Source organism: Williamsia sp. Leaf354 (assembly GCF_001424365.1).
Taxonomy (GTDB): domain Bacteria; phylum Actinomycetota; class Actinomycetes; order Mycobacteriales; family Mycobacteriaceae; genus Williamsia_A.
In genome coordinates, this window is record NZ_LMPL01000002.1 from 452,659 (window position 1) to 473,517 (window position 20,859).

The window sequence follows — 20,859 nt, forward strand, 5'->3', positions numbered from 1 at the left end:
CCGTGGTGAGATGGGATACGTCGGGTGAAGGAGGCGGACGAGGTGTGGAGTGCGGTGGCCGATCGGCCGCGGTCACGGGATCTGTGCGTCTGTCTGGCCTTCGGCGCCCTCGGTGTCGTCCTCTACGCCGCCGATCTGAGCGTGATCGGCGGCAACTCCGGCGCACCGTTCGACCTGCCCCGGTGGATCGGGCTGATCACCCTGGCCGCCGCCTGCGGAGCGCAATCGCTGCGTTCCACCTCGCCGGGTACGGCCCTGACCCTGTGTCTCGCCGTGGTCGCGGTCGACACCGTTGTGGCGCAGTCGCTCTCGGTGTGGTTGGTGCTGTCGGACGTGGTGTACGCCGTGGCGTTGTACGCAGGTCGTCGCACCGTCCACACGATGTACGCGGTCCTCGGTGCGATCGCCGTCCTCGCCTTCGCGACGGTGATCGCGCTCGGGGCAAGCTGGCAGACGGTGTTGCTCGCCGGACTGTGGGTGCTGGCCCTGGTGATCGGCCCCATCGGGTACGGCCGCGCCATCGCCGAACACCGCGTGGCCGCCGCGGCCGAACGGGAACGATCGGCGATCCTGGCGCAGCTCGCCGACCGCGATCGTGCTGACGCCGTCACCGAGGAACGGCGACGCCTCGCCCGCGATCTCCACGACATCGTCGCCGGCCACCTGTCCGGCATCGCCCTGCAGTCGGCCGCAGCCCTCACCGCGGGCCCCGCCTCCCCCATCACCGCCGAGGTGTTGGCATCGGTACGCGCCAACAGCGTCGCCGCACTCGGCGAGATGCGTGCCCTCATCGACGTCCTCGACGCGGATGACAGCGCGACGAACCGCCACGACACCGATGACCACGACGGCTCGCCACGCACCGCGTCGCTGCGGCGTATCGACCACCTCGTGACCACGGCGAGGACCGCGGGATCTCCCGTGGCCGTCACTCCGGAGGTCCCGCCCGAGCTGCCGCCCGCGATCGATGTGTGCGCTTACCGTATCGCGGCCGAGGCACTCACCAACGCCACCAGACATGCTCGGCGGCAACCGATCTCGATGGAATTCGCGGTCGATCCGCGCGGACTGACGCTCACGGTCCGCAACGCCGTGCTCGACGAGGCGGCCGCATCGGGCCCAGGCGGGCACGGTGTCGCGAACATGGCGCTGCGGGCGAGGGCCGCCGGCGGCCGCTGCACCGCGGGACGCGTGGGCGGCGACTGGGTCGTCACGGCGTCGTTGCCCCTCCCCGACAGCGGGGCCGCCGCGTGACGATCACGGTCGTCATCGCCGACGATCACACGGCGATCCGCGCCGGACTGTCGATGATGCTCGGACAGGCCGACGGCATCGAGATCGTCGGTGAGGCCCCCGACGGTGACGAGGCGGTCCGGCTGGCGCGGTCGCTGCGACCCGACGTCGTGGTGATGGACATCCGCATGCCCGGCACCGACGGCATCACCGCCACCACCGAGATCGTGCGGGCCGGTCTCGCCTCAGTGCTGGTGCTGACCTCGTTCGACATCGACGACCACGTGTTCGCGGCGCTCGACGCCGGTGCGGGCGGGTTCCTGCTCAAGACCGCCGAGACCGAGGCGATCGTCGCGGCCATCGAGTCGGTCGCGCGGGGCGACGCGGTGTTGGCACCCGAGGTGACCCGCCGCGTGATCGACCGATTCGCCCGGGGTCGGTCGACCACCCGGTCGTCACCGGCGGTGGACCTGTCGGTCCTCACCGATCGTGAACGCGAGGTGCTCGACTGCATCGGTGACGGCCTGTCGAACGCCGACATCGCCGTGCGTCTGTTCGTCAGTCCGACGACGGTGAAAACCCATGTGTCGCATGTCCTGGCGAAGCTCGACGTCCGGTCACGGGTGCAGGCGGCGATCATTGCCCGCGAGTCGCGATGGACACGGCAGGCTCGTGGTGCGGATGTACGGCCCGACGTGATCCACTGACCGGGTGCTGGGGATCCTGACGCCGTGCCTGCGTGGAGCCGACCGCGACGTCGTCGACCTGTGGCGCGCGCACATGTGTGGCGCCTGCCTCACGCTGCGTGACCGTCACTGGCAGGTCGCCCGTGCGACCCTCAACACCGACGCGATCGCCGCGTCGGTGCTCCTCGAGGCACAGCAGGCGGTTCCCGACATGCGGGTGCGCGCCGGTCGGGCCGCACTGCGCGGGATGCGGCCGGCGCAGGTCATCCCCGCCGAGGCGCTCAGTGTGCGGCTCGCGGCCACGACATCGTTGACCCTCGCTGCGGCCAAGGCCACCGACGAGGTCGGCGAGGCGGCGCTCGCGCTGTCCGGCCGGTCGCGTCTGCGGACCTCTGTCGCACGAGGCGTCGCCGGGCCGTTGCGACGTGGAGCGTCCCGTGACCTGGCGGTCGGCGACGCCCTCGACACCGCCGCCGTCATCACCGGTGTCGCCGGCCAGGCAGCCGTCGAACAGGCCTCGACCGACATCGACGAGATCACGGCCGCCACCGAACACGCTTGTGCCGCTGTGTTCGCCGCGACCGCCGACCTCGCGGACCGGCCGGAGAACCGCGCCGCGCTCGCCCGCATCGGGGCGGCCTTCGGGCGGTGCGGCCACCTCCTCGACGCGGTCGAGGATCTCGCGACGGACCGCGATTCCGGCGCCTACAACCTCATCGACGCGACCGGGGTCACGATCGACGAGCTGGAGGCGGAGTGTCTGCGCCTGCACCGGACCATCGCCGAGGAGATCGACGGACTGGGTCTGCGCGACGACCGTCTGGCCCGCGCGCTCGTGGTTCGCGGCTTGCGGCACTCCATCACCGACACCTTCGCCGGCCGCTCGACGGGCTCGCGCAGCAACACCCGGACGGTGCGCGGGTACCGCACACTCGGCGCCATCGGCGTGGCCCTGTGCGTGGTGGGCCCGCAGACCCCGGCAGCAGACGAGTCCGAGGACGGATGGTGCACGTCCTTTCGCAAGCAGTGCTGCGACTGTGCGGACTGCTGCGATTGCGGTGACTGTTGCGACTGTTGCGATTGTTGCGACTGCAGCTGAGTCAGTGCGCGTCGAGGGTGGTGCGCGGGGCGAACGTCCCGTCGGGCCCCGGCTGGTAGTCGTGCACGCGGATCACCGCCGTCACCGGGAGCGGACCATAGAGGTGCGGGAACGCGATGCCGTCAGGATGCGGCGGATCGCCGTCCTCCCACACGATGTCGGCGGGTACGCGCTGCGGGTCGATCTCGAGGAGCACGAGGTCGGTGCGACCGGCGAAGACCGCGTTGGCCGGGATGTGCACGTGGCGGAGGTCGGAGAGGTGGATGAACCCGACGGTCGACAGTGACTCCGGCTCGAGCCGTCCGTGGCTCGACGCGTGGACCCAGTCGGGTTTGGGACACAGGTGCACGACCGGACCGGGGTCGTCGACAGGAGGCGATGTCATCGACGTCCACGGTGCCACATCGGCCGGGGCGTGCGGTCGTCGATCGGGCGATTCGGGCGTCACGCGCCGAGGTCGACCCGCCGAGAGCGCGATCGCCGCGATGACCAGCGCGATGCCCACGAGCTCGAGTGGGGCCGGGATCTGCGCGAGCGTGATGGCGCCGACGATCACCGCCGTGGCGGGCAGCAGCGACAGCATGAGCGCGAACCGCCCGCGGTCGATCCGGGTGAGGACGATCTGGTCGAGCACGTACGGGACCGCACTGGAGAGCACCCCGACCGCCGCCGCCAAGCCGACCAGGCCGAGAGACAGGTTCGGTGCTCCCGTGACCACACTCACACCGAGGACGAACGGCGCCGAGAGCACACCGGCGATCGCGAGGCCGACACCGAGATCCTCGACACCGTGCCGCCATCCGCTCACACCGCTCTCAGCGGCTGCACCCGCCGCCGAGACCCGGGCACCGAACACGATGTACCCGCCCCACAGCGCGCCCGCGAGCAACGCCCAACCGACCCCGATCGCCGACCCCTGCAGCGACACCCCGCTCACCAGCACGACACCGAGCGCCACCGCGACGAGTGCGGCAATCGCACGTGCTCCCCGGGCGGCGAGCGCGGCGACGGTGATCGGGCCGATGAACTCGACGGCGACGGCGACACCGAGGTCGACCTGCGAGATCGCGAGGTAGAACGCGATGTTCATGGCGGTGGTGACGAGTCCGAACACCGTCGCGCGGCGTAGGCGCACACGGTCGCCCACGATCGCGACCGGGCGCGTCAGGACGACCAGCACCACCCCGCCGGACAGCGTGCGCAGCCACGCCACGACCTCGGGATCGGTCCGGTCGAAGAGCGGGACGGCGATGGCGGCACCGAGGTACTGACACACCGCGCCGACCACGAAGAGGACCCAGACGAAGCGGGCCCGGTCGCCGCCGGGGTGTCCGGCGCTCCTCGGCGTGCGCCCGATCACCGCAGGCCCCCGGTTGTTAACGATGAATGACGACCGGTGTGCTGCGGCGCGGGAACAATACGGGGAGCTGATTCGTCTGAAAGAGTGAGAGAAGCCCACCACTCCTGGTGGGTCAGCTCGCGAAGGGAAGCGTTCGCGCTCGCCCGGGACGGAGGAACCATGTCAGATGTCATCACCACCACCTCGATCTCCATGCCCCTCACCGCTGCCGACCGTTGTGACCGTTGCGGTGCAGCAGCACGTGTACGCGCGACCCTCCCGGCCGGCGGTGAACTGCTCTTCTGCCGCCACCACTACAACGAGCACGAGGCCCGACTCGCTGACATGGGTGCCACGGTGACCCGTTCCGAGGAAGAGCTGGTCTGATCGTCCGACCGCCCCGCGGTCTGGAGAGCTGTCGTCAACGGCATCGTCGCATCGCGGCGGTGCCGTTGACGTGTCTCCGGGACCATCGCTGGTAGACCACGTCACTTCCAGGTGCGCAGCGCGCTGATCCGCTCCTTGAGTTGATCCGCGGTCGCCATGGCGGTGGGCGGACCGCCCAGGCGGGTGCGCAGCTCGTTGTGCACCATGCCGTGCGGCTTACCGGTGCGGTGGTGGTGCATCGCCACGAGGCTGTTGAGCTCTCGACGCAGCGCCGACAGCTGCTGGCCCGTCGATTCGGTCTTCTCCCGCGGCGGCGGCGGGGGTGCCGCGGTCCGGGTGGTGATCTGATCGGTCTGCCGCTGCCGCAGCAGGTCGCGCACCTGATCGGCGTTGAGCAGACCCGGCAGGCCCAGGTAGTCGGACTCCTCGTCGCTGCCGGCGAAGGTGGCCGTGCCGAACGACGACCCGTCGAAGATGACCTGGTCGAGTTCGGCGTCGGCGTGCAGGGAGATGAACGCCGGGTCGTCGTCACCGGGTTCGTCCTCGGTCTTGTTCGCCTCGGCGATCAGCTCGTCGTCGAAGCCCTCTTTCTCGCGGTGCGGCTTCCCGAGGACGTGGTCGCGCTGCGCCTCGAGCTCGCTGGCCAGGCGCAGCAGGACCGGCACCGACGGCAGGAACACGCTGGCGGTCTCGCCGGGACGCCGTGATCGCACGAACCGACCGACGGCCTGGGCGAAGTACAGCGGGGTCGAGGCGCTCGTCGCGTAGACGCCGACGGCCAGCCGCGGGACATCGACACCCTCGGACACCATGCGCACGGCGACCATCCATCGGTCGTCCGACGCCGCGAACTCGTCGATGCGGCTCGACGACGACGCCTCGTCGGAGAGCACGAGCGTGACCGGCGACGCCGAGATCTCCTCGAGCAGCTCCGCGTAGTCGCGGGCGGTCTTCTGGTCGCTCGCGATGACCAGTCCACCGGCGTCGGGGACGCCCGAGGTGCGCAGCTGGCCCAGGCGGGTGTTGGCGGCGGTGAGCACGGCGGGGATCCAGTCTCCGTGCGGGTCGAGCGCGGTGCGCCACGCACGGGCCGTGTGCTCGGCCGACAGCGGCTCACCGAGTCGGGCGGAGAACTCCTCGCCGGCGCTCGTGCGCCAGCTGGCCTGGCCCGAGTACGCGAGGAACACCACCGGCCGCACGACGCCGTCGGCGAGGGCGTCGGCGTAACCGTAGCTGTGATCGGCCTTCGAGCGCAGCGCCCCGCCCCCGTCGGGTTCGTAGGTGACGAACGGGATCTGCGCGTCGTCGGATCGGAACGGTGTCCCGGTGAGCGACAGACGGCGGGTCGCGTCGGAGAAGGCCTCGGAGATCGCGTCGCCCCAGGTCTTCGCGTCGCCGCCGTGGTGGATCTCGTCCAGGATCACCAGCGTCCGCCGGTTCTCGGTGCGCACGCGGTGTCGTGAGGGGTGGGCGGCGACCTGGGCGTAGGTCAGCACCACGCCGTCGAAGTCGCTGCTCGTGACGCCGACGGTGTTGCGGAAGTTGGCGTCGAGAGCGATGCCGACACGCGCGGCGGCCTGCGCCCACTGGAATTTCAGGTGCTCGGTCGGCGCGACCACGGTGATCTGATCGACCGTGCGGTCACCGAGCAGCTCTCGTGCGATCCGCAGACCGAACGTCGTCTTACCGGCACCGGGCGTGGCGACGGCGAGGAAGTCGCGCGGCGCGGTCGCCAGGTACTTGGTCAGCGCACGGCGCTGCCAGGTGCGCAGCGACTCGGTGGCCTGGGGAACCATGACCTCGGAAATCTCAGAACTCCTCGACATATGTCGAAACGGGGGTGGGCAGTCGCGACGGGCGTTCGTGATGTGATGGGCGGGGGTGTCGACGACCCGTGGGCGACGAGAGGCTCGCCGGTCACACCGATCGCGTCAGCCATCCGGGTGGACCGACTGCCGAACGCGTCTGATCGTACCCTCGCGGCGGCACGAATCGTCCCGCCGGAGACCGGCGACACGGTCGTCGGCGCGACCTCCTGCGCCCACCGCGCGGCTCGATCGGGGATGCTGAACCCATCACCTCCACCGGCGACGATCCCGACCTCGAACCGACACGCACCGCGTCGCCGGGACGTCGGCCTGTGCTGAGGTCGCTCCCGCGGGTGATGTGGCGGGCGATCGTCAAGGCGTGGGACGACTCGATCTTCGGCATGTCGGCGCAGGCCGCCTTCTGGCAGACGTTGTCGCTCCCGCCGCTGCTCCTCGGACTGCTGGGCAGCATCGGCTACATCGGAGGGTGGTTCGGTCCGGGCACCACGGAGATGATCCGCACCCGGATCATCAACTTCGCCGGTCAGACCTTCAGCGACAACATCGTCGACGAGATCATCACCCCGACGGTCAACGACGTCCTCGCTCGCGGGCGCGGTGAGCTCATCTCGCTGGGATTCGTGTTGTCGCTGTGGTCGGGGTCGTCGGCGATGTCGAGTTTCGTCGACTCGATCAACAAGGCCCACGATCAACACGATGTGCGAAACGCGGTGTGGCAGCGCGTCTTCGCGCTCAACCTCTACATCGTGTTCCTGGTGGTCGCGACCTTCGTGTTGCCCCTCGTCGCGCTCGGCCCCACCTACGCCGCCGACATCGCACCCGACTCGTGGAGACCGTTCAGCACGCAGGTGATCCACATCGGCTACTACCCCGCTGTCGCGATCCTGCTGATCCTGGGGTTGACCACCCTGTACCGCGTGTCGCTGCCGAAGCCGCTCCCCTGGCATCGGCTCGTCGGCGGAGCGGTGCTCGCCGGCATCGTGTTCTGGTTCGCCAGTGCCGGCCTACGTATCTACCTGGGGTCGATCACGAAGACGGGATACTCCTACGGCGCACTGGCCACGCCGATCGCGTTCCTGCTGTTCACGTTCTTCCTGGGGTTCGCCATCGTGATCGGAGCGCAGTTCAACGCGGCCGTGCAGGCCACGTGGCCCACGGCGGGACCGACCCACATCGAGCAGGTCAAGGACTGGGTGTCGGCGCAGACCACCGATCTCACCGACCAGCTGAAGTCGGTGCCCAAGCGCATCCAGACCGGTCCGATCCGCCGTCAGTCCCGACCGGCCGAGGCCGATGCACCCGAGCGTCGCGAGCACATCAGACCGCGCTGATCACTCGCCCTTCTTGAGCTTCTCGTAGATCTTCTTGCACTTGGGGCACACCGGCGAACCCGGTTTGGGTGAGCGCGTCACCGGGAACACCTCGCCACACAACGCGACGACATGGTTGCCCATGACCGCGCTCTCGGCGATCTTGTTCTTCTTCACGTAGTGGAAGAACTTCGGGGTGTCGTCATCGGTGGTCTCGTCGGTGTCGATGTCGACATCGGGGCGTTCGATGGTCTGCGTTCCCATGGCCCCATTCTGCCTGATTCCCAGAGGTGACCAACGTCGTATGTGAGCTGCATCGATGCATTGTTGGACAGAAAGTGCAACAGTGGAGCAATGGCACACGAAGAGGCACGAGAAGCGATCCTGATCACCCAGGCGCAGGTCTCTCAGGAAGACCAGCACAAGGCCCGGGTCCGTCGCTACCTGAGCCTGATGGCCTTCCGTGTCCCCGCCCTCGTGATCGCCGGGATCGTCTACGGCGCGACCGGGTCGGGTCTGCTGGCGCTCGCCGTCATCGCGCTGTCGATCCCGATACCCTGGGTGGCCGTGCTCATCGCCAACGACCGCCCGCCGCGCGAGAAGGGCGAGGTCCCCCGCTACAAGTGGTCCGGCGACGCCGACCCGCCCGCGGTCGCCGCCACGCACTTCCGTCAGCTCAAGGGTCACGACGACTGATCCACCCCCGGTGTGCCAGTCATCGTGTGACACGGTCGTGCCATGACCCAGCCCGCGCCGACCGACGTCGCGCACCTGCACACCATCGCCGACGATCTGCGGGCCGCGTTCGTCGCCCACCGTTACGACGCCGACGGCGTCCTCGACCTGCTCGGCGACGACGCGCATGCCGCATTGGGTCGCGGTGAACCCGTTCCGGTGCGGCGCGCGTGTGCCGGCGGCGGCGAACTCGGAACGCTGACCCGGCTGCTGCTGATCGGTGACACCTGCGACCGTTCGGAGGTGGCGGCCGCTCTCGGCCCGCTCGACCTCGACACCGCGGAGTCGGTCGGACTCCTCCGTCCCGACGGCGACGGTGTGCGCGCCGCCGTCGACGTCCGTCCCCTCGACACCGGCCGCGGCACACGCTGGCTGTTCTCCGACCTCGACGGCGCCACCCGCGAGACCACGATCGCCCCGGACCACGTGCTGGGCGTCGGCCAGGCGTCGTTGTCGCTGCTGCGCGCCTCGGTGACCGCGTCGGGATCGGTCCTCGATCTGGGCACCGGATGCGGGGTGCAGGCCGTGCACGCCCTCGACACCGCCGATCACGTGGTCGCCACCGACATCACCTCGCGCGCCGCGGCGATGACGCGCGCGGGCATGGCGATCAACGGCATCGGCGCCGACCGGTACGACCTGCGCACCGGCCCGTGGTTCGCACCGGTCGACGGCGAACGGTTCGACCACGTCGTCGCGAACCCACCCTTCGTCGTGGGCACACCGACGGTGACCCACAGTTATCGCGACTCCGGACTCGATCTCGACGGCGCGAGCGCACTCGTCGTGTCGACGGCCGCCGACCACCTCGCCGACGGCGGCACCGCGTGCCTGCTGGCCTCGTGGGTCGTCACCGGAGGCGACTGGCGCGAGCGGGTCGCCGACTGGATCCCCGACCACGGCGTCGACGCCTGGGTGGTGCAGCGCGACGTCGCCGATCCCGCTCTGTACGTGGGCACCTGGCTGCGCGACGCCGGCCTCGACCCACGGTCGGGCGAGGGGGCGCGCCGCGCGCAGGAGTGGCTCGAGCACCTCGACCGTGCCGGCGTCGAGGGCGTCGGGTTCGGATTCGTGTTCCTGCGGTCCACGGGCGAGGCGACCGATCTGCTTGCCGAGGAGATGTCGCATGCGATCTCCGACCCGATGGGACCCGAGGCCGATGCCTACCTGTCCCGCGCCGCGTGGCTGCGCTCCCACGACATCGATGACGCCCGACTGCAGCTCGCCCCCGACGTGGCGCTGGAACAGATCTCGACGATCGGCGTCGACGGCGCCGGGTGGTCGGAGGTGGTGTGCCGGCTGCATCGCACCGACGGGCCGCGGTGGACGCACGAGATCGACTCCTGGGGCCGCTCGCTCGTCGCCGGTCTCTCCCACGACGGGTTGTCGGTCGCCGACGTCGCCGATCTGCTCGCCGCGGCCACCGGCGAGTCGCTCGACCCCGCGGTGCTGCGAGGTTTCGTGGGCGACCTCGTGCGCCACGGGATCCTGCTCCCACCCGGCTGACCGGCGAGGCGAGGGGTACTCTCAGCAACTTCTCAGACCGGTCTGGACATCGCCACAGGTCAGGAGTGTTTGGTCAGGGGACAGCGGGGAACTATTCGCGTAGAGCGAACCGTTGAACCCCATGAAGACACACGCTCGCGAGGAGGCCGACATGCCCAGTTCCACCGCCACGACGATCAGGCCCGCAGACACCATCCGCCCGCAGATGACCGACGCGGATCTCGACGCCCAGAGCCCGGCGGCAGATCTCGTCCGGGTGTACCTCAACGGGATCGGCCGCACGGCTCTCCTCAACGCCGAGCAGGAGGTCGACCTGGCCAAGGCCATCGAGGTCGGTCTCTACGCGAAGCACGTGCTCGCCACGAAGAAGCGGCTGTCCCCCACCAAGAAGCGCGATCTCGCGCAGCTCGTCCGCGAGGGCGAGTCGGCGCGGTCGCATCTGCTCGAGGCCAACCTGCGCCTCGTGGTGTCGCTGGCCAAGCGCTACACCGGTCGTGGCATGCCGCTGCTCGACCTCATCCAGGAGGGCAACCTCGGATTGATCCGCGCGATGGAGAAGTTCGATTACGCCAAGGGATTCAAGTTCTCGACGTACGCGACGTGGTGGATCCGCCAGGCGATCACCCGCGGCATGGCCGATCAGAGCCGTACCATCCGGCTCCCCGTCCACCTCGTCGAGCAGGTCAACAAGCTCGCCCGCATCAAGCGCGAACTGCACCAGCAGCTCGGGCGTGAGGCCACCGACGACGAGCTGGCAGAGGAGTCGGGCATCCCGGCCGAGAAGATCGCCGATCTGCTCGACCACAGCCGCGACCCGGTGAGCCTCGACATGCCCGTCGGCACCGACGAGGAGGCGCCCCTGGGCGACTTCATCGAGGACGCCGAGGCCACCTCGGCCGAGAGCGCTGTCATCGCCGGTCTGCTCCACACCGATGTCCGCACCGTGCTGGCCACCCTCGACGAACGCGAGCAGCAGGTCATCCGTCTGCGTTTCGGTCTCGACGACGGCCAGCCTCGCACCCTGGACCAGATCGGTCGCCTGTTCGGCCTGTCGCGCGAGCGGGTCCGTCAGATCGAGCGTGAGGTCATGTCGAAGCTCCGTCAGGGTGATCGCGCGGAGCGTCTGCGCGCCTACGCCAGCTGATCGATCGCATCAGGCGCTCGCTCGCGAAGCGATCACGCAGGTCGTCCGATCGCGCAGCGTTCACGCAAGTCTCCTCGGCCCGGTATCCGCTCTCGTGGGTACCGGGCCGATGCGTATCCGGCCGGAGAGCACCTCGGCGCCGTGCTCCGAGCACAGGATCGGATCGAGGGCGACCTCACGGATCTCGGGGAGGTCGTCGACGAGGGTCGAGACCCGTATGAGCAGGTCGGCCAGGGCGTCACGATCCACCGCGGCCTGTCCGCGATACCCGGTGAGCAGCGGCGCCGACCGGGGTGCGGCGATGAGTTCGTACGCATCGGCCTCGGTCAACGGGATGGCCCGGTGCGCGTGATCGCCGAGCAGATCGAACGTCGCACCCGACAACCCGAACGAGATCAGTGAACCGAACGACGGGTCGTCGCGGACCCGGATGATCGCGGCCACCCCGCGTGCCGCCATGCGTTGAACCTGCAGGTATCGCTCGCCGGTGACCGCGATCAACTCGTCGAACGCCGCGCGCACCGTCGCGGCGGTCGAGAGGTCCAGGCGCGCGCCCTCGCCGTCGAGTCGACCGCGCCAGGTGGTCGAGACGGCCTTCACCGCGACCGGATAGCCGAGTCGGTCCGCGGCCGCGGCGGCGGAGTCGGCGTCGTCGACCTCGACGAATTCGGTGACCCCGATCCCGTAGGCCGCCAACACCTGCGCCGACCGGCGTTCGTCGAGGGCGACGGTCTCGCGGTGGGTGTCGTCGCCGACGGCGCGCACCGCCTCGCGGGCGGCGTCGGCATCGACGTCGGCCGGGCGGATCACGGGTGACTCGGGGCGGGCACGCCACTGCGCGTAGCGCCACGCCTGCCCCAGCGCCGTCGCCGCCCGCTCGGGCGCCGGATAGGACGGGATGGAGCCACGCACGGGGGTGCCGTCGCCGTCGCGCACGGTGAGGTTGGCCGGGATGCCCTCGACCGCCAGGAACGTCGAGACGATGGTCTTCGCGCTGCCGGCAGTGGCGTCGGTCAGAGCTCGGGCGTAGCTGTCGGCGCCCACCGCGACCGGCGGTACGAACACCGCGACGATGGCGTCGACCTCGTCGTCGGCGACCACCTTGCGCAGCGCGGCGGCGAACTCGCCCGCCCCGGCCCCGGCACCGAGATCGATCTGCTCCACCACGCGCAGCCCGAACCGTTCCCCGGCGCTGCCGGCGAGCACACCGAGGACCGTCGAGTTCCCGACGATCGCCACGCGGGGGCCCTGCGGCAACGGTTGGTAGGCCAGCACGGTCGCGCAGTCGAAGAGGTCGGCGATCGTGTCCACCTGGATGACGCCGGACTGTTCGAGAACCGCACGCGCACTGGCGTCGTCGAGGGTGGAGTCGCGTCGCTCCTGCGACGGGGCCACCGCCGACCGCCCGGCCTTCACCGCGACGATCGGCTTGTTCCGCGACACCCGCCGCGCGAGCCGGGAGAACTTGCGCGGGTTACCGAAGCTCTCGAGGTACAGCAGGATCACGTCGGTGCGCGGGTCGCTGTCCCAGTACTGCAGGAGGTCGTTGCCGGAGAGGTCGGCACGGTTGCCCGCCGAGACGAAGGTCGACAGACCGAGATGCCGCCGTGCCGCGGCGTCGAGGATCGCGATGCCGAGCGCCCCGGACTGACAGAAGAACCCGACGCGGCCGGGACCGGGCACGCGCGGTGCGAGGGTGGCGTTGAGGGCGATGTCGGGGTCGGTGTTGATGACGCCGAGGGCGTTGGGACCCACCAGCCGCATGCCGTGGGCGCGGATCTCGTGGACGAGGGTGCGTTCGGCGACCGCACCGGCGTCGCCGGACTCGGCGAACCCGGCCGAGACCACGACCATCGTCTTGACCCCCTTCGACAGACAGTCCTGCAGCACGTCGCCGACGGTGTCGGCGGGTACCGCGACGACGGCCAGGTCGACCGGGTCGGGGATGTCGCGGACCGAGGCGTAGGCGCGGATGCCGCGCACGGCGCGGGCCTCGGCGTTGACCGGGAACACCGGTCCGTTGAAGCCGCCCTCGATCACGTTGGCCAGCAACGCGTTGCCCACCTTGCGCCGGTCGGCCGAGGCCCCGATGATCGCGACCGATCCGGGCGCCAGCAGGTTCGAGACGCTGCGGGCCTCCGAGCCGACCTCGCGGGAGTTGCGCACGGTGAGCAGCGCATCGGTCGGGTCGATGCGGAACTCGACGTGCACGGTCGAGCCGTCGAAGCTGCGGGAGAGCTGATACCCCGCGTCGCGGAACACCGCGAGCATCGCGCGGTTCTCGGTGAGGACCTCCGCCTCGAAGCGGTCGAACCCGTTCTCCGCCGCGGCCCCGGCGAGGTGCTCGAGCAGCACCGTGCCCAGACCACGGCCCTGGTGGTCGTCGGCGACGACGAACGCGACCTCCGCGGCGCGCGGTCGACCCGCGAAACGGAGGCTCTCGTAGATCCCGATCGCGATGATCCGGCCACCCAGCAGCGCCACGAGGGCCACCCGGTCGTGGTGGTCGACGGTGGTCACGTGACGCACGTCCCGTGCCGACATCTCCGGGTACGGGCCGAACCAGCGCATGTAGCGCGTCCGCTCCGACAACGTCGCGTGGAAGGCCACGATGCGGTCGGCGTCGTCCGGGACGATCGGCCGAAGATGCACCGCTCCCCCGTCCGACGCCAGCACGTCGGCGGTCCAGTGCTGCGGGAAATCCCAGGGGCCGTTGCCGGTTCCGGCCGACCCGTCCACCGGCGACGGCGTGGGGCCGTCCGGCGACATCTCGTCGCGATCAGTCACGCGGATCCTCCGGGTCGAGGCCGCGCAGGGGGAACACGGCGCGGCGGCTGGCGAGGATGGCGGCATCGGTCGCCGAGTGCAGGTGGGCGGAGATCCCGTCGGCGGGCTCCTGTCCCCAGTTGCCCTCCCACCGGTCGAAGTCGATGTCGCCGCCGTCGGACATGGTCTCGGCGGAGACGTCGGTCGCGAAGTCCTCGTGGACCGCCGACGCCGCGGCGTGTGCCGAGGCGCGCCACGCCTCGCCGGTGGGAGTCGTCGGGTCGACATCGCGGTCGAGAGCCGCGGCGATGAGGTGGGTCCAGATGCGCGGCACCACGTCGACCACCCCGTATCCGCCGCCGCCCACCGCGAGCCAACGGCCGTCGCAGTGGCGGTCGGCGAGGTCGCGCATGGCGTGGATCGCCGCACGTTGACCGTCGATGGTGAGCGCCAGATCGGTGAGCGGGTCGGCGCGGTGGCTGTCGACGCCGCACTGGCTGACGATGATCTGTGGCCTGAAGTCGGCGACCAGGCTCGGCACGATCGCGTGGAAGGCCCTCAGCCACAAACGATCCGGGGTGCCCGGCGGCAGCGGTACGTTCGAGGTGGTGCCCGCACCGTCGCCCTCACCGACGTCGCTCGCGTACCCCGTCCCGGGGAACAGCGTGGTGGGGTGCTGGTGCAGCGACACCGTCAACACCCGTGGGTCACCGGCGAAACAGCGCTCGACACCGTCGCCGTGGTGGGCGTCGATGTCGATGTAGGCGATGCGGTCGAAGCCCGCGGCGAGCAGTCGGTGGATGGCAACGGCGCAGTCGTTGTAGACGCAGAAGCCCGAGGCACGGGCGGGCATCGCGTGATGCATCCCGCCGCCGATGTTCACCGCACGACGGGCGACCCCGCGCGCGATCGCGTCGGCCGCCGCGACCGTCCCGCCGACGAGGAGCGACGCCGCCTCGTGCATCGCCGGGAAGACCGGGTTGTCGGCGCCGCCGAGGCCGAAGATGCGTTCGCCGACCGCGGCGGAGTACCCGGGGACCACGTCGCCGGAGGCGGTCGCCCCCGCGGCCCGCACCGCCTCGATGTACTCGGCACGGTGGACGGTGGTGAGCATGTCGTGTGACGCCGCGTCGGGGACCAGCGGGTCGACACCGGCGAGCACGCCGAGGTGATCGGCCAGCGACATGGTCAGCGCCAGTCGGATCGGGTTCATGGGGTGGCTCGGACTCCACCGGTAACCGAGGAAATCGTCGGTCCAGACCACCAGCGTGTCGGTGCGTGCACCCGTTCCGATCACTGCCGATCGCTGTTCGCCGCCATGCCCCCAGGCTAGAGCGACTCGCCTCGGCATGGAGCGACCCGGATGCGGGTAATCTGTCCGATGTGACGATGATGCCCCGAGTGGCGGAGGGATGGGCACCGTGAACGATCTGGTGGACACCACCGAGATGTACCTGCGCACCATCTACGACCTCGAAGAGGAGGGCATCGTGCCCCTCCGTGCGCGGATCGCCGAGCGCCTCGAGCAGAGCGGACCGACGGTCTCGCAGACGGTGGCGCGGATGGAGCGCGACGGCCTGCTGCGCGTCGCCGGGGATCGCCAGCTCGAACTCACCGAGCAGGGCCGGTCGTTGGCCATCGCGGTGATGCGTAAGCACCGTCTGGCCGAGCGGCTTCTCGTCGACGTGATCGGGATGCCCTGGGACGAGGTCCACGCCGAGGCGTGCCGCTGGGAGCACGTGATGAGCGAGAACGTCGAGCGACGTCTGCTCGAGGTGCTCGAGCACCCGACCACCTCGCCGTACGGCAACCCGATCCCCGGGCTCGATCTCCTCGGCGTCGAGGGCGCCACGATGGACAACGCGACGCGGCTGTCGGACCTGCCCGAGGGTGAGCCGGTCGCCGTCATCGTGCGACGGCTGTCCGAGCACGCCCAGGACGACCGCGACCTCATCAGCAAGCTCCGCGAGGCGGGTGTGGTGCCGAACGCCCGCGTGACCGTGACCAGCGAGCACGGCGCGGTGACCATCAACGCCCCCGGTCACGGTGGACTGCACCTCTCCTCGGAGATGGCGCACTCGGTCCACGTGGAGAAGGTGTGACGCGGCCGGTGACCGCATGAAGCTGCTGGTGACCGGAGGGGCCGGCTACGTCGGCAGCGTCTGCGCCCGGGTGATGATCGAGGCCGGTCACGAGGTGACCGTCGTCGACAACCTCATCACCGGCAACCGCGATGCCGTTCCCGACGCCGCGGACTTCGTCGAGGGCGACGTCAGTGCCGTCGCCGCCGACGTCCTCGGCGGGTCGCGGTTCGACGGTGTCCTGCACTTCGCGGCACAGTCGCTCGTCGGCGAGTCGGTCGAGCAGCCCGAGAAGTACTGGTACGGCAACGTCGTCGAGTCCCTCGACCTCCTCGAGGCGATCCGCAGGACCGGCACACCGCGTCTGGTGTTCTCCTCGACCGCCGCGACCTACGGTGAACCCGAGTCGGTTCCGATCCTCGAGTCGTCGCCGACCCGTCCGACGAATCCGTACGGGGCCACGAAGTTGGCCATCGACCACGCGATCACCTCCTACACCGGTGCTCACGGTCTCGCCGCGGTGAGCCTGCGGTACTTCAACGTCGCCGGCGCCCACGGCGGCGCCGGGGAGAACCGGCGCGTGGAGACGCATCTCATCCCGATCGTGCTGCAGGCCGCCCTCGGCCATCGCGAGTCGGTGAAGATCTTCGGCACCGACTACCACACCGACGACGGCACGGCAGTCCGTGACTACATCCACGTCTACGACCTCGCGCGGGCGCACGCCCTGGCCCTCGAATCGGCCGTCGCGGGCCGCCACGAGATCTACAACCTCGGCAGCGGGTCGGGTTTCTCGGTCCGCCAGGTGATCGAGACCTGCGCCGACGTCACCGGTCTCGAGATCCCGGTCGAGGAGGCACCGCGTCGTGCGGGTGACCCGGCGGTGCTGATCGCCTCGAGCGACAAGGCGATCAGCGACCTGGGGTGGTCGCCGACGAACACCGCGCTGCCGACGATCGTCGCCGACGCGTGGGAGTACACCCGAGCACTCGGCGACCGCGCGCACTCCGCTCCCCGGGCCTGACCCGCCCCTTCGCGGTGTCAGGCGCCGCGACGCATCCGGTGCTGCGTCGGGGGTAGTGCGACACCGAGTCGACGTGCGAGATCACGACTCGTCGGCAACAGTTCGGCGAGTACGTCCGGTCGCATACCGGCCCGGAGCGACTCGTCGAGCAGTGTCGCGAACGAGTTCCCCGGATCGGCGGCGAGCGCGGCGTCGAGTGCGATGCCCGCCATCGCACCGTCGCCGGCGACATAGTGCAGGTGGGCGAGCAGCGTTGCCGCCGTGGCGCGGCCGCGTCCGCGTAACCGTCGGGTGAGATCGGCCCACAGATGCTGTGCGTCGTCGGCACGATCGCTCGCGGCCAGGGCCAGCAGCGCGTCGCGGACGTGCACCGACCGGATCGCGTCGCCGAGGGCGACCACGTCAGCGCATCGCGGATCCGTGCCCAGACCGGAGTCGACGGCCGCCAGCACCAGCCGCAGACGTGTGGTGTCGTCGGGCGTGGGTCCCGACACGGTCGCGTCGGCGGCACAGATCCCTCGCTCGCAGTGCGCCCCGGGCTCGACGGCGGCGGTCATCTCTGCGCGCGACCCGGCCATGACGCGTCCGGTGGTGACAGCATGGGCCACGGCCGTCGGCGTGAACCGTGGATCGGCGAGTCGACCTCCGGCCAGATGGTGGTCGGGATGTCCCCACGCGGTGTACCAGCGTGCGCCCGAGGCGATCTCGTCGGTGGCGAACCCGGCGGCGAGCCCCAGATCGGCGAGACCGAGGTCGATGACGTCGAACACCGACGCCCAGCGCGGGTCGTCGCCGGGGATGCGGTCGTCGACGACGACGGCCACGACCGCCGACGCGCGCTCGCGCAGACAGACGCCGCAGAGGTGCTCGATGACGGCGCACATCGCCTCGCTCGGTTCGCCGAACGGATCGAGATCGATGTCGTGGCGCATCGTCACCTCGACCCGTGAACCCGAGCCCCCGAAGGTGAGCAGGACCAGGGAACGCTGCGGGACGAAGCCGAGCATCGCGGGCACGGCCGCGATGAGGTCCCCGGGATCGTGGAGGGTGACGGTGGTGGGTTCGATGCTCATGTGACGACCGTGACCCACCACGGCGACACGGTCGCACGGGCGAGAGGCGATCAGGCGCAGTTGTGCACAGATCACCCCGATCCCCACGTCACCGACCGCGGGAACGCTCCACGGCCGTGGTGAACACCGCGTCGAGAGCGGCTCCGTCGGGTCGCGACCCGGAGAACGACAGGTAGGACGCGTACACCCGGATCCCGTCGTTCTGCGCGGCGAGGACCGTGGTGGTCTGCGTGAGGGTGACCGGGGCCCGCCCGGAACTCGACACTCGGCGGAAGGCGATGGACTCCTGCGAATCGACGGGTGAGGCGGGCAGCACCTCCTGGGTCACCCTGGAGGTGACCCCGCCGATGTCGGCGGTGTAGCTCCCGCACCGCGACACGAGGTCCGACAGCTGCGACAGCGGAGTCTGCGCGCGCGTGGTGACGACGGTGAGATTGCCACCGGTGGTCGACATCCCGGTGATCACGACCGAATCGCCCGAGCCCGACGGGATCTGCGGCGGCAGGCACGATGCGGGATCGACCGTGCCACCGAGGGGTCGACCGGCGAGATCGGCGAGGGCGTCACCGGCCTGCTCGCTGCGCAGTCGGGTCGCGGGGTAATCCGACGGGAAGTCCGACGGTGACAGCGCCAGGCGGTCGATGGCCTGCGCGCCGTCGGACGCCGAGGCCCCCGAGGCGGCGACCGGTGTCCCGTCGATCCCGTCGGTGCACCCCGCCAGCAGGCACACCGCCACGACCGCTCCGACCAGTGCGGCACCGAGCGGTCGGCGGGTGTGGAGGGTACGTGCGGCGGTCACCGTGACGACTGTGCCATCTCGCCGCACCCCACCCGCGGACCGACACGTCCTCGGCCTCAGCTGCTCCCGAACACGAGCAGCCTCAGCTGCTCGGACCATGAGCAGCCTCAGCTGCCGCGGGCGATCCACTCCTCGAGGTGCGGTGCCTCCTCGCCGACCGACGTCGAATCACCGTGTCCGGTCCGCACCTCGGTACCCGGGTCGAGGGTGAAGATGCGCTCCCGGATCGAGTCGATGATCGTCGGGAAGCTCGAGAACGACCGTCCGGTGGCGCCGGGCCCGCCCGCGAACAGGGTGTCGCCGCTGAAGAGCACGCCCGCCTCGGGCAGGTACAGACAGCACGACCCCGGCGAATGGCCCGGGGTGTTGATCAGCACCAGCTCGGTCCCGGCGACCGGGATCCGTTGTCGGTCCTCGATGTCTCCGTGGGCGGCGTCGGGATGGGTCTCGCGCCACAGCATGTCGTCACCGGGGTGTAGCAGGACAGGCGCGTCGAGTCGCTCCGAGAGCTCCGGGGCGACGGTGATGTGATCGTTGTGGCCGTGGGTGGCCACGATGGCCCGCACCGTTCGGCCCGCGACGGCGTCGACGATCGGCTCGGCCGAGTGCGCCGCGTCGATGATCACGACCTCGTGCTCGTCGCCGACGATCCAGATGTTGTTGTCGACATCCCAACTGCCGCCGTCGAGTTCGAACTTCCCGGAGGTCACGACGTGGTCGATGCGGAACGTCACAGCTCGACCACCGATCGCAGGACCTCGCCGGCCTCCATCTTGTGGAACGCCGATTCGATGTCATCGAGCGAGATCCGCTCGGAGACGAACTTCTCCAAGGGCAGACGTCCCTGCCGGTACAGATCGACGAGCATCGGGAAGTCACGCTCGGGCAGGCAGTCGCCGTACCAGGAGGACTTCAGCGATCCGCCGCGGGAGAAGAAGTCGACCAACGGCAGTTCGAGTCGCATCTCCGGGGTGGGGACACCCACGAGGACGACCGTGCCGGCCAGATCGCGCGCGTAGAACGCGGTCTCGTAGGTCTCGGGACGACCGACGGCGTCGATCACGACGTCGGCGCCGTTGCCGTCGGTGAGTTCCTGGATCGCGGCGACGACGTCGTCGACCTGCGACCCGTCGATGGTGTGGGTGGCCCCGAGATCGGTGGCCCAGGCGAGTTTGCGGGCGTCGCGGTCGACGGCGATGATCGTCGACGCACCGGCCAGGCGGGCTCCGGCGATGGCGGCGTCGCCGACACCCCCGCACCCGATCACCGCGACGCTGTCGCCGCGCTCGACGTGACCGGTGTTCATCGCCGCACCGAGCCCGGCCATCACGCCGCAGCCGAGCAGTCCGGCGACCGCGGGATCGGCCTCGGGGTCGACCTTGGTGCACTGCCCCTCGTGGACGAGGGTCTTGTCGGCGAACGCGCCGATACCCAGTGCAGGGGTCAGTTCGGTGCCGTCCTCCAGGGTCATGGGGGCACTGGCGTTGTGGGTGTCGAAGCAGTACCAGGGACGTCCACGCTTACAGGCACGGCACTGTCCGCAGACCGCGCGCCAGTTGAGCACCACGTAGTCGCCGACGGCGACATGCGTCACCTCGTCGCCGATCTGCTCCACGGTGCCTGCGGCCTCGTGACCGAGCAGGAACGGGTACTCGTCGTTGATGCCGCCCTCGCGGTAGGCGAGGTCGGTGTGACACACGCCGCACGCCGCGATCGCGACGACGACGTCACGGGGCCCCGGATCGGGCAGCGTGATGGTGACGACCTCGGTCGGTGCACCCTTGCTCTTCGCGACTACCCCTCGCACCTGCTGTGGCATGAAACGTCTGACCCTTCGTCGGTGTGTCG

Annotated in this window: 19 protein-coding genes; 10 read left to right on the forward strand and 9 right to left on the reverse strand. The window is 70.2% G+C overall.

Features of this window, described 5'->3' with window-relative positions; translation table 11 throughout:
• The first annotated feature begins 24 nt into the window (after positions 1-24).
• From ASG12_RS10190 to ASG12_RS10200, 3 genes are read left to right on the forward strand one after another with little or no spacing between them, the layout of a single operon-like run.
• Complete coding sequence (locus ASG12_RS10190; protein WP_055788810.1) at positions 25-1,254, forward strand: sensor histidine kinase; 1,230 nt, start codon at positions 25-27, stop codon at positions 1,252-1,254.
• Complete coding sequence (locus tag ASG12_RS10195) at positions 1,251-1,940, forward strand: response regulator (protein ID WP_055788814.1); 690 nt, start codon at positions 1,251-1,253, stop codon at positions 1,938-1,940. The genes ASG12_RS10190 and ASG12_RS10195 overlap by 4 nt, the downstream gene beginning before the upstream one ends.
• A 4-nt stretch (positions 1,941-1,944) precedes the next feature.
• Complete coding sequence (locus ASG12_RS10200) at positions 1,945-3,018, forward strand: DUF5685 family protein (protein ID WP_055788817.1); 1,074 nt, start codon at positions 1,945-1,947, stop codon at positions 3,016-3,018.
• A 1-nt stretch (position 3,019) separates the two neighbouring features.
• Here the strand turns inward: ASG12_RS10200 and ASG12_RS22300 are convergent, their stop codons facing one another.
• Complete coding sequence (locus ASG12_RS22300; protein WP_055788819.1) at positions 3,020-4,378, reverse strand: DUF952 domain-containing protein; 1,359 nt, start codon at positions 4,376-4,378, stop codon at positions 3,020-3,022.
• 159 nt (positions 4,379-4,537) lie between these two features.
• Between ASG12_RS22300 and ASG12_RS10210 the strand changes: the two genes are divergently transcribed.
• Positions 4,538-4,744: a DUF7455 domain-containing protein gene (locus tag ASG12_RS10210; RefSeq protein ID WP_055788822.1), complete on the forward strand. Its 207-nt coding sequence runs from the start codon at positions 4,538-4,540 to the stop codon at positions 4,742-4,744.
• Between the two features lie 101 nt (positions 4,745-4,845).
• Here the strand turns inward: ASG12_RS10210 and ASG12_RS10215 are convergent, their stop codons facing one another.
• A complete protein-coding gene (locus ASG12_RS10215; protein WP_235456536.1) occupies positions 4,846-6,540 on the reverse strand; it encodes a DEAD/DEAH box helicase in 1,695 nt (564 codons plus the stop codon).
• 344 nt (positions 6,541-6,884) lie between these two features.
• On the opposite strand from ASG12_RS10215, the gene ASG12_RS10225 reads away from it, so the two are divergent.
• On the forward strand, positions 6,885-7,904 hold the full coding sequence (locus ASG12_RS10225; protein ID WP_055788830.1) for a YihY/virulence factor BrkB family protein: 1,020 nt from the start codon (positions 6,885-6,887) through the stop codon (positions 7,902-7,904).
• On the opposite strand, the gene ASG12_RS10230 is transcribed toward ASG12_RS10225, so the two are convergent.
• Positions 7,905-8,147: a DUF3039 domain-containing protein gene (locus ASG12_RS10230; RefSeq protein ID WP_045822545.1), complete on the reverse strand. Its 243-nt coding sequence runs from the start codon at positions 8,145-8,147 to the stop codon at positions 7,905-7,907.
• Positions 8,148-8,237: 90 nt separating this feature from the next.
• Here ASG12_RS10230 and ASG12_RS10235 point away from each other — a divergent pair, with 90 nt between their 5' ends.
• The 3 genes from ASG12_RS10235 (at position 8,238) to ASG12_RS10245 (ending at position 11,268) form a co-directional block, all read left to right on the forward strand.
• Positions 8,238-8,579: a DUF3099 domain-containing protein gene (locus ASG12_RS10235; protein WP_052688825.1), complete on the forward strand. Its 342-nt coding sequence runs from the start codon at positions 8,238-8,240 to the stop codon at positions 8,577-8,579.
• A 42-nt stretch (positions 8,580-8,621) separates the two neighbouring features.
• Entirely contained in the window at positions 8,622-10,124 is a 1,503-nt protein-coding gene (locus ASG12_RS10240; RefSeq protein WP_055788835.1) for a DUF7782 domain-containing protein, read from the forward strand.
• 151 nt (positions 10,125-10,275) lie between these two features.
• Positions 10,276-11,268, forward strand: coding sequence for a sigma-70 family RNA polymerase sigma factor (locus tag ASG12_RS10245; RefSeq protein ID WP_045822634.1), 993 nt, complete (start codon positions 10,276-10,278; stop codon positions 11,266-11,268).
• A 60-nt stretch (positions 11,269-11,328) separates the two neighbouring features.
• Here the strand turns inward: ASG12_RS10245 and ASG12_RS10250 are convergent, their stop codons facing one another.
• A complete protein-coding gene (locus tag ASG12_RS10250) occupies positions 11,329-14,037 on the reverse strand; it encodes a bifunctional acetate--CoA ligase family protein/GNAT family N-acetyltransferase (protein ID WP_200932772.1) in 2,709 nt (902 codons plus the stop codon).
• Positions 14,038-14,047: 10 nt separating this feature from the next.
• Complete coding sequence (locus tag ASG12_RS10255; RefSeq protein ID WP_235456538.1) at positions 14,048-15,331, reverse strand: acetoin utilization protein AcuC; 1,284 nt, start codon at positions 15,329-15,331, stop codon at positions 14,048-14,050.
• 124 nt (positions 15,332-15,455) lie between these two features.
• On the opposite strand from ASG12_RS10255, the gene ASG12_RS10260 reads away from it, so the two are divergent.
• Positions 15,456-16,136, forward strand: a complete 681-nt coding sequence (locus ASG12_RS10260; protein WP_045822631.1) for a metal-dependent transcriptional regulator — start codon at positions 15,456-15,458, stop codon at positions 16,134-16,136.
• A gap of 16 nt (positions 16,137-16,152) precedes the next feature.
• Positions 16,153-17,139 carry a UDP-glucose 4-epimerase GalE gene (galE, locus tag ASG12_RS10265; RefSeq protein WP_055788838.1) on the forward strand — a complete coding sequence of 329 codons (987 nt, stop codon included), beginning with the start codon at positions 16,153-16,155 and terminating at the stop codon, positions 17,137-17,139.
• A gap of 17 nt (positions 17,140-17,156) precedes the next feature.
• Here the strand turns inward: galE and ASG12_RS10270 are convergent, their stop codons facing one another.
• From ASG12_RS10270 to ASG12_RS10285, 4 genes are all read right to left on the reverse strand, one after another.
• Positions 17,157-18,212, reverse strand: coding sequence for a DUF4192 domain-containing protein (locus tag ASG12_RS10270; RefSeq protein ID WP_156378050.1), 1,056 nt, complete (start codon positions 18,210-18,212; stop codon positions 17,157-17,159).
• A gap of 88 nt (positions 18,213-18,300) precedes the next feature.
• Positions 18,301-19,011: a hypothetical protein gene (locus tag ASG12_RS10275; RefSeq protein ID WP_055788844.1), complete on the reverse strand. Its 711-nt coding sequence runs from the start codon at positions 19,009-19,011 to the stop codon at positions 18,301-18,303.
• A gap of 107 nt (positions 19,012-19,118) precedes the next feature.
• Positions 19,119-19,745: an MBL fold metallo-hydrolase gene (locus ASG12_RS10280; protein ID WP_055788847.1), complete on the reverse strand. Its 627-nt coding sequence runs from the start codon at positions 19,743-19,745 to the stop codon at positions 19,119-19,121.
• On the reverse strand, positions 19,742-20,830 hold the full coding sequence (locus ASG12_RS10285; protein WP_055788851.1) for an S-(hydroxymethyl)mycothiol dehydrogenase: 1,089 nt from the start codon (positions 20,828-20,830) through the stop codon (positions 19,742-19,744). The genes ASG12_RS10280 and ASG12_RS10285 overlap by 4 nt, the downstream gene beginning before the upstream one ends.
• Positions 20,831-20,859: the final 29 nt, after the last annotated feature.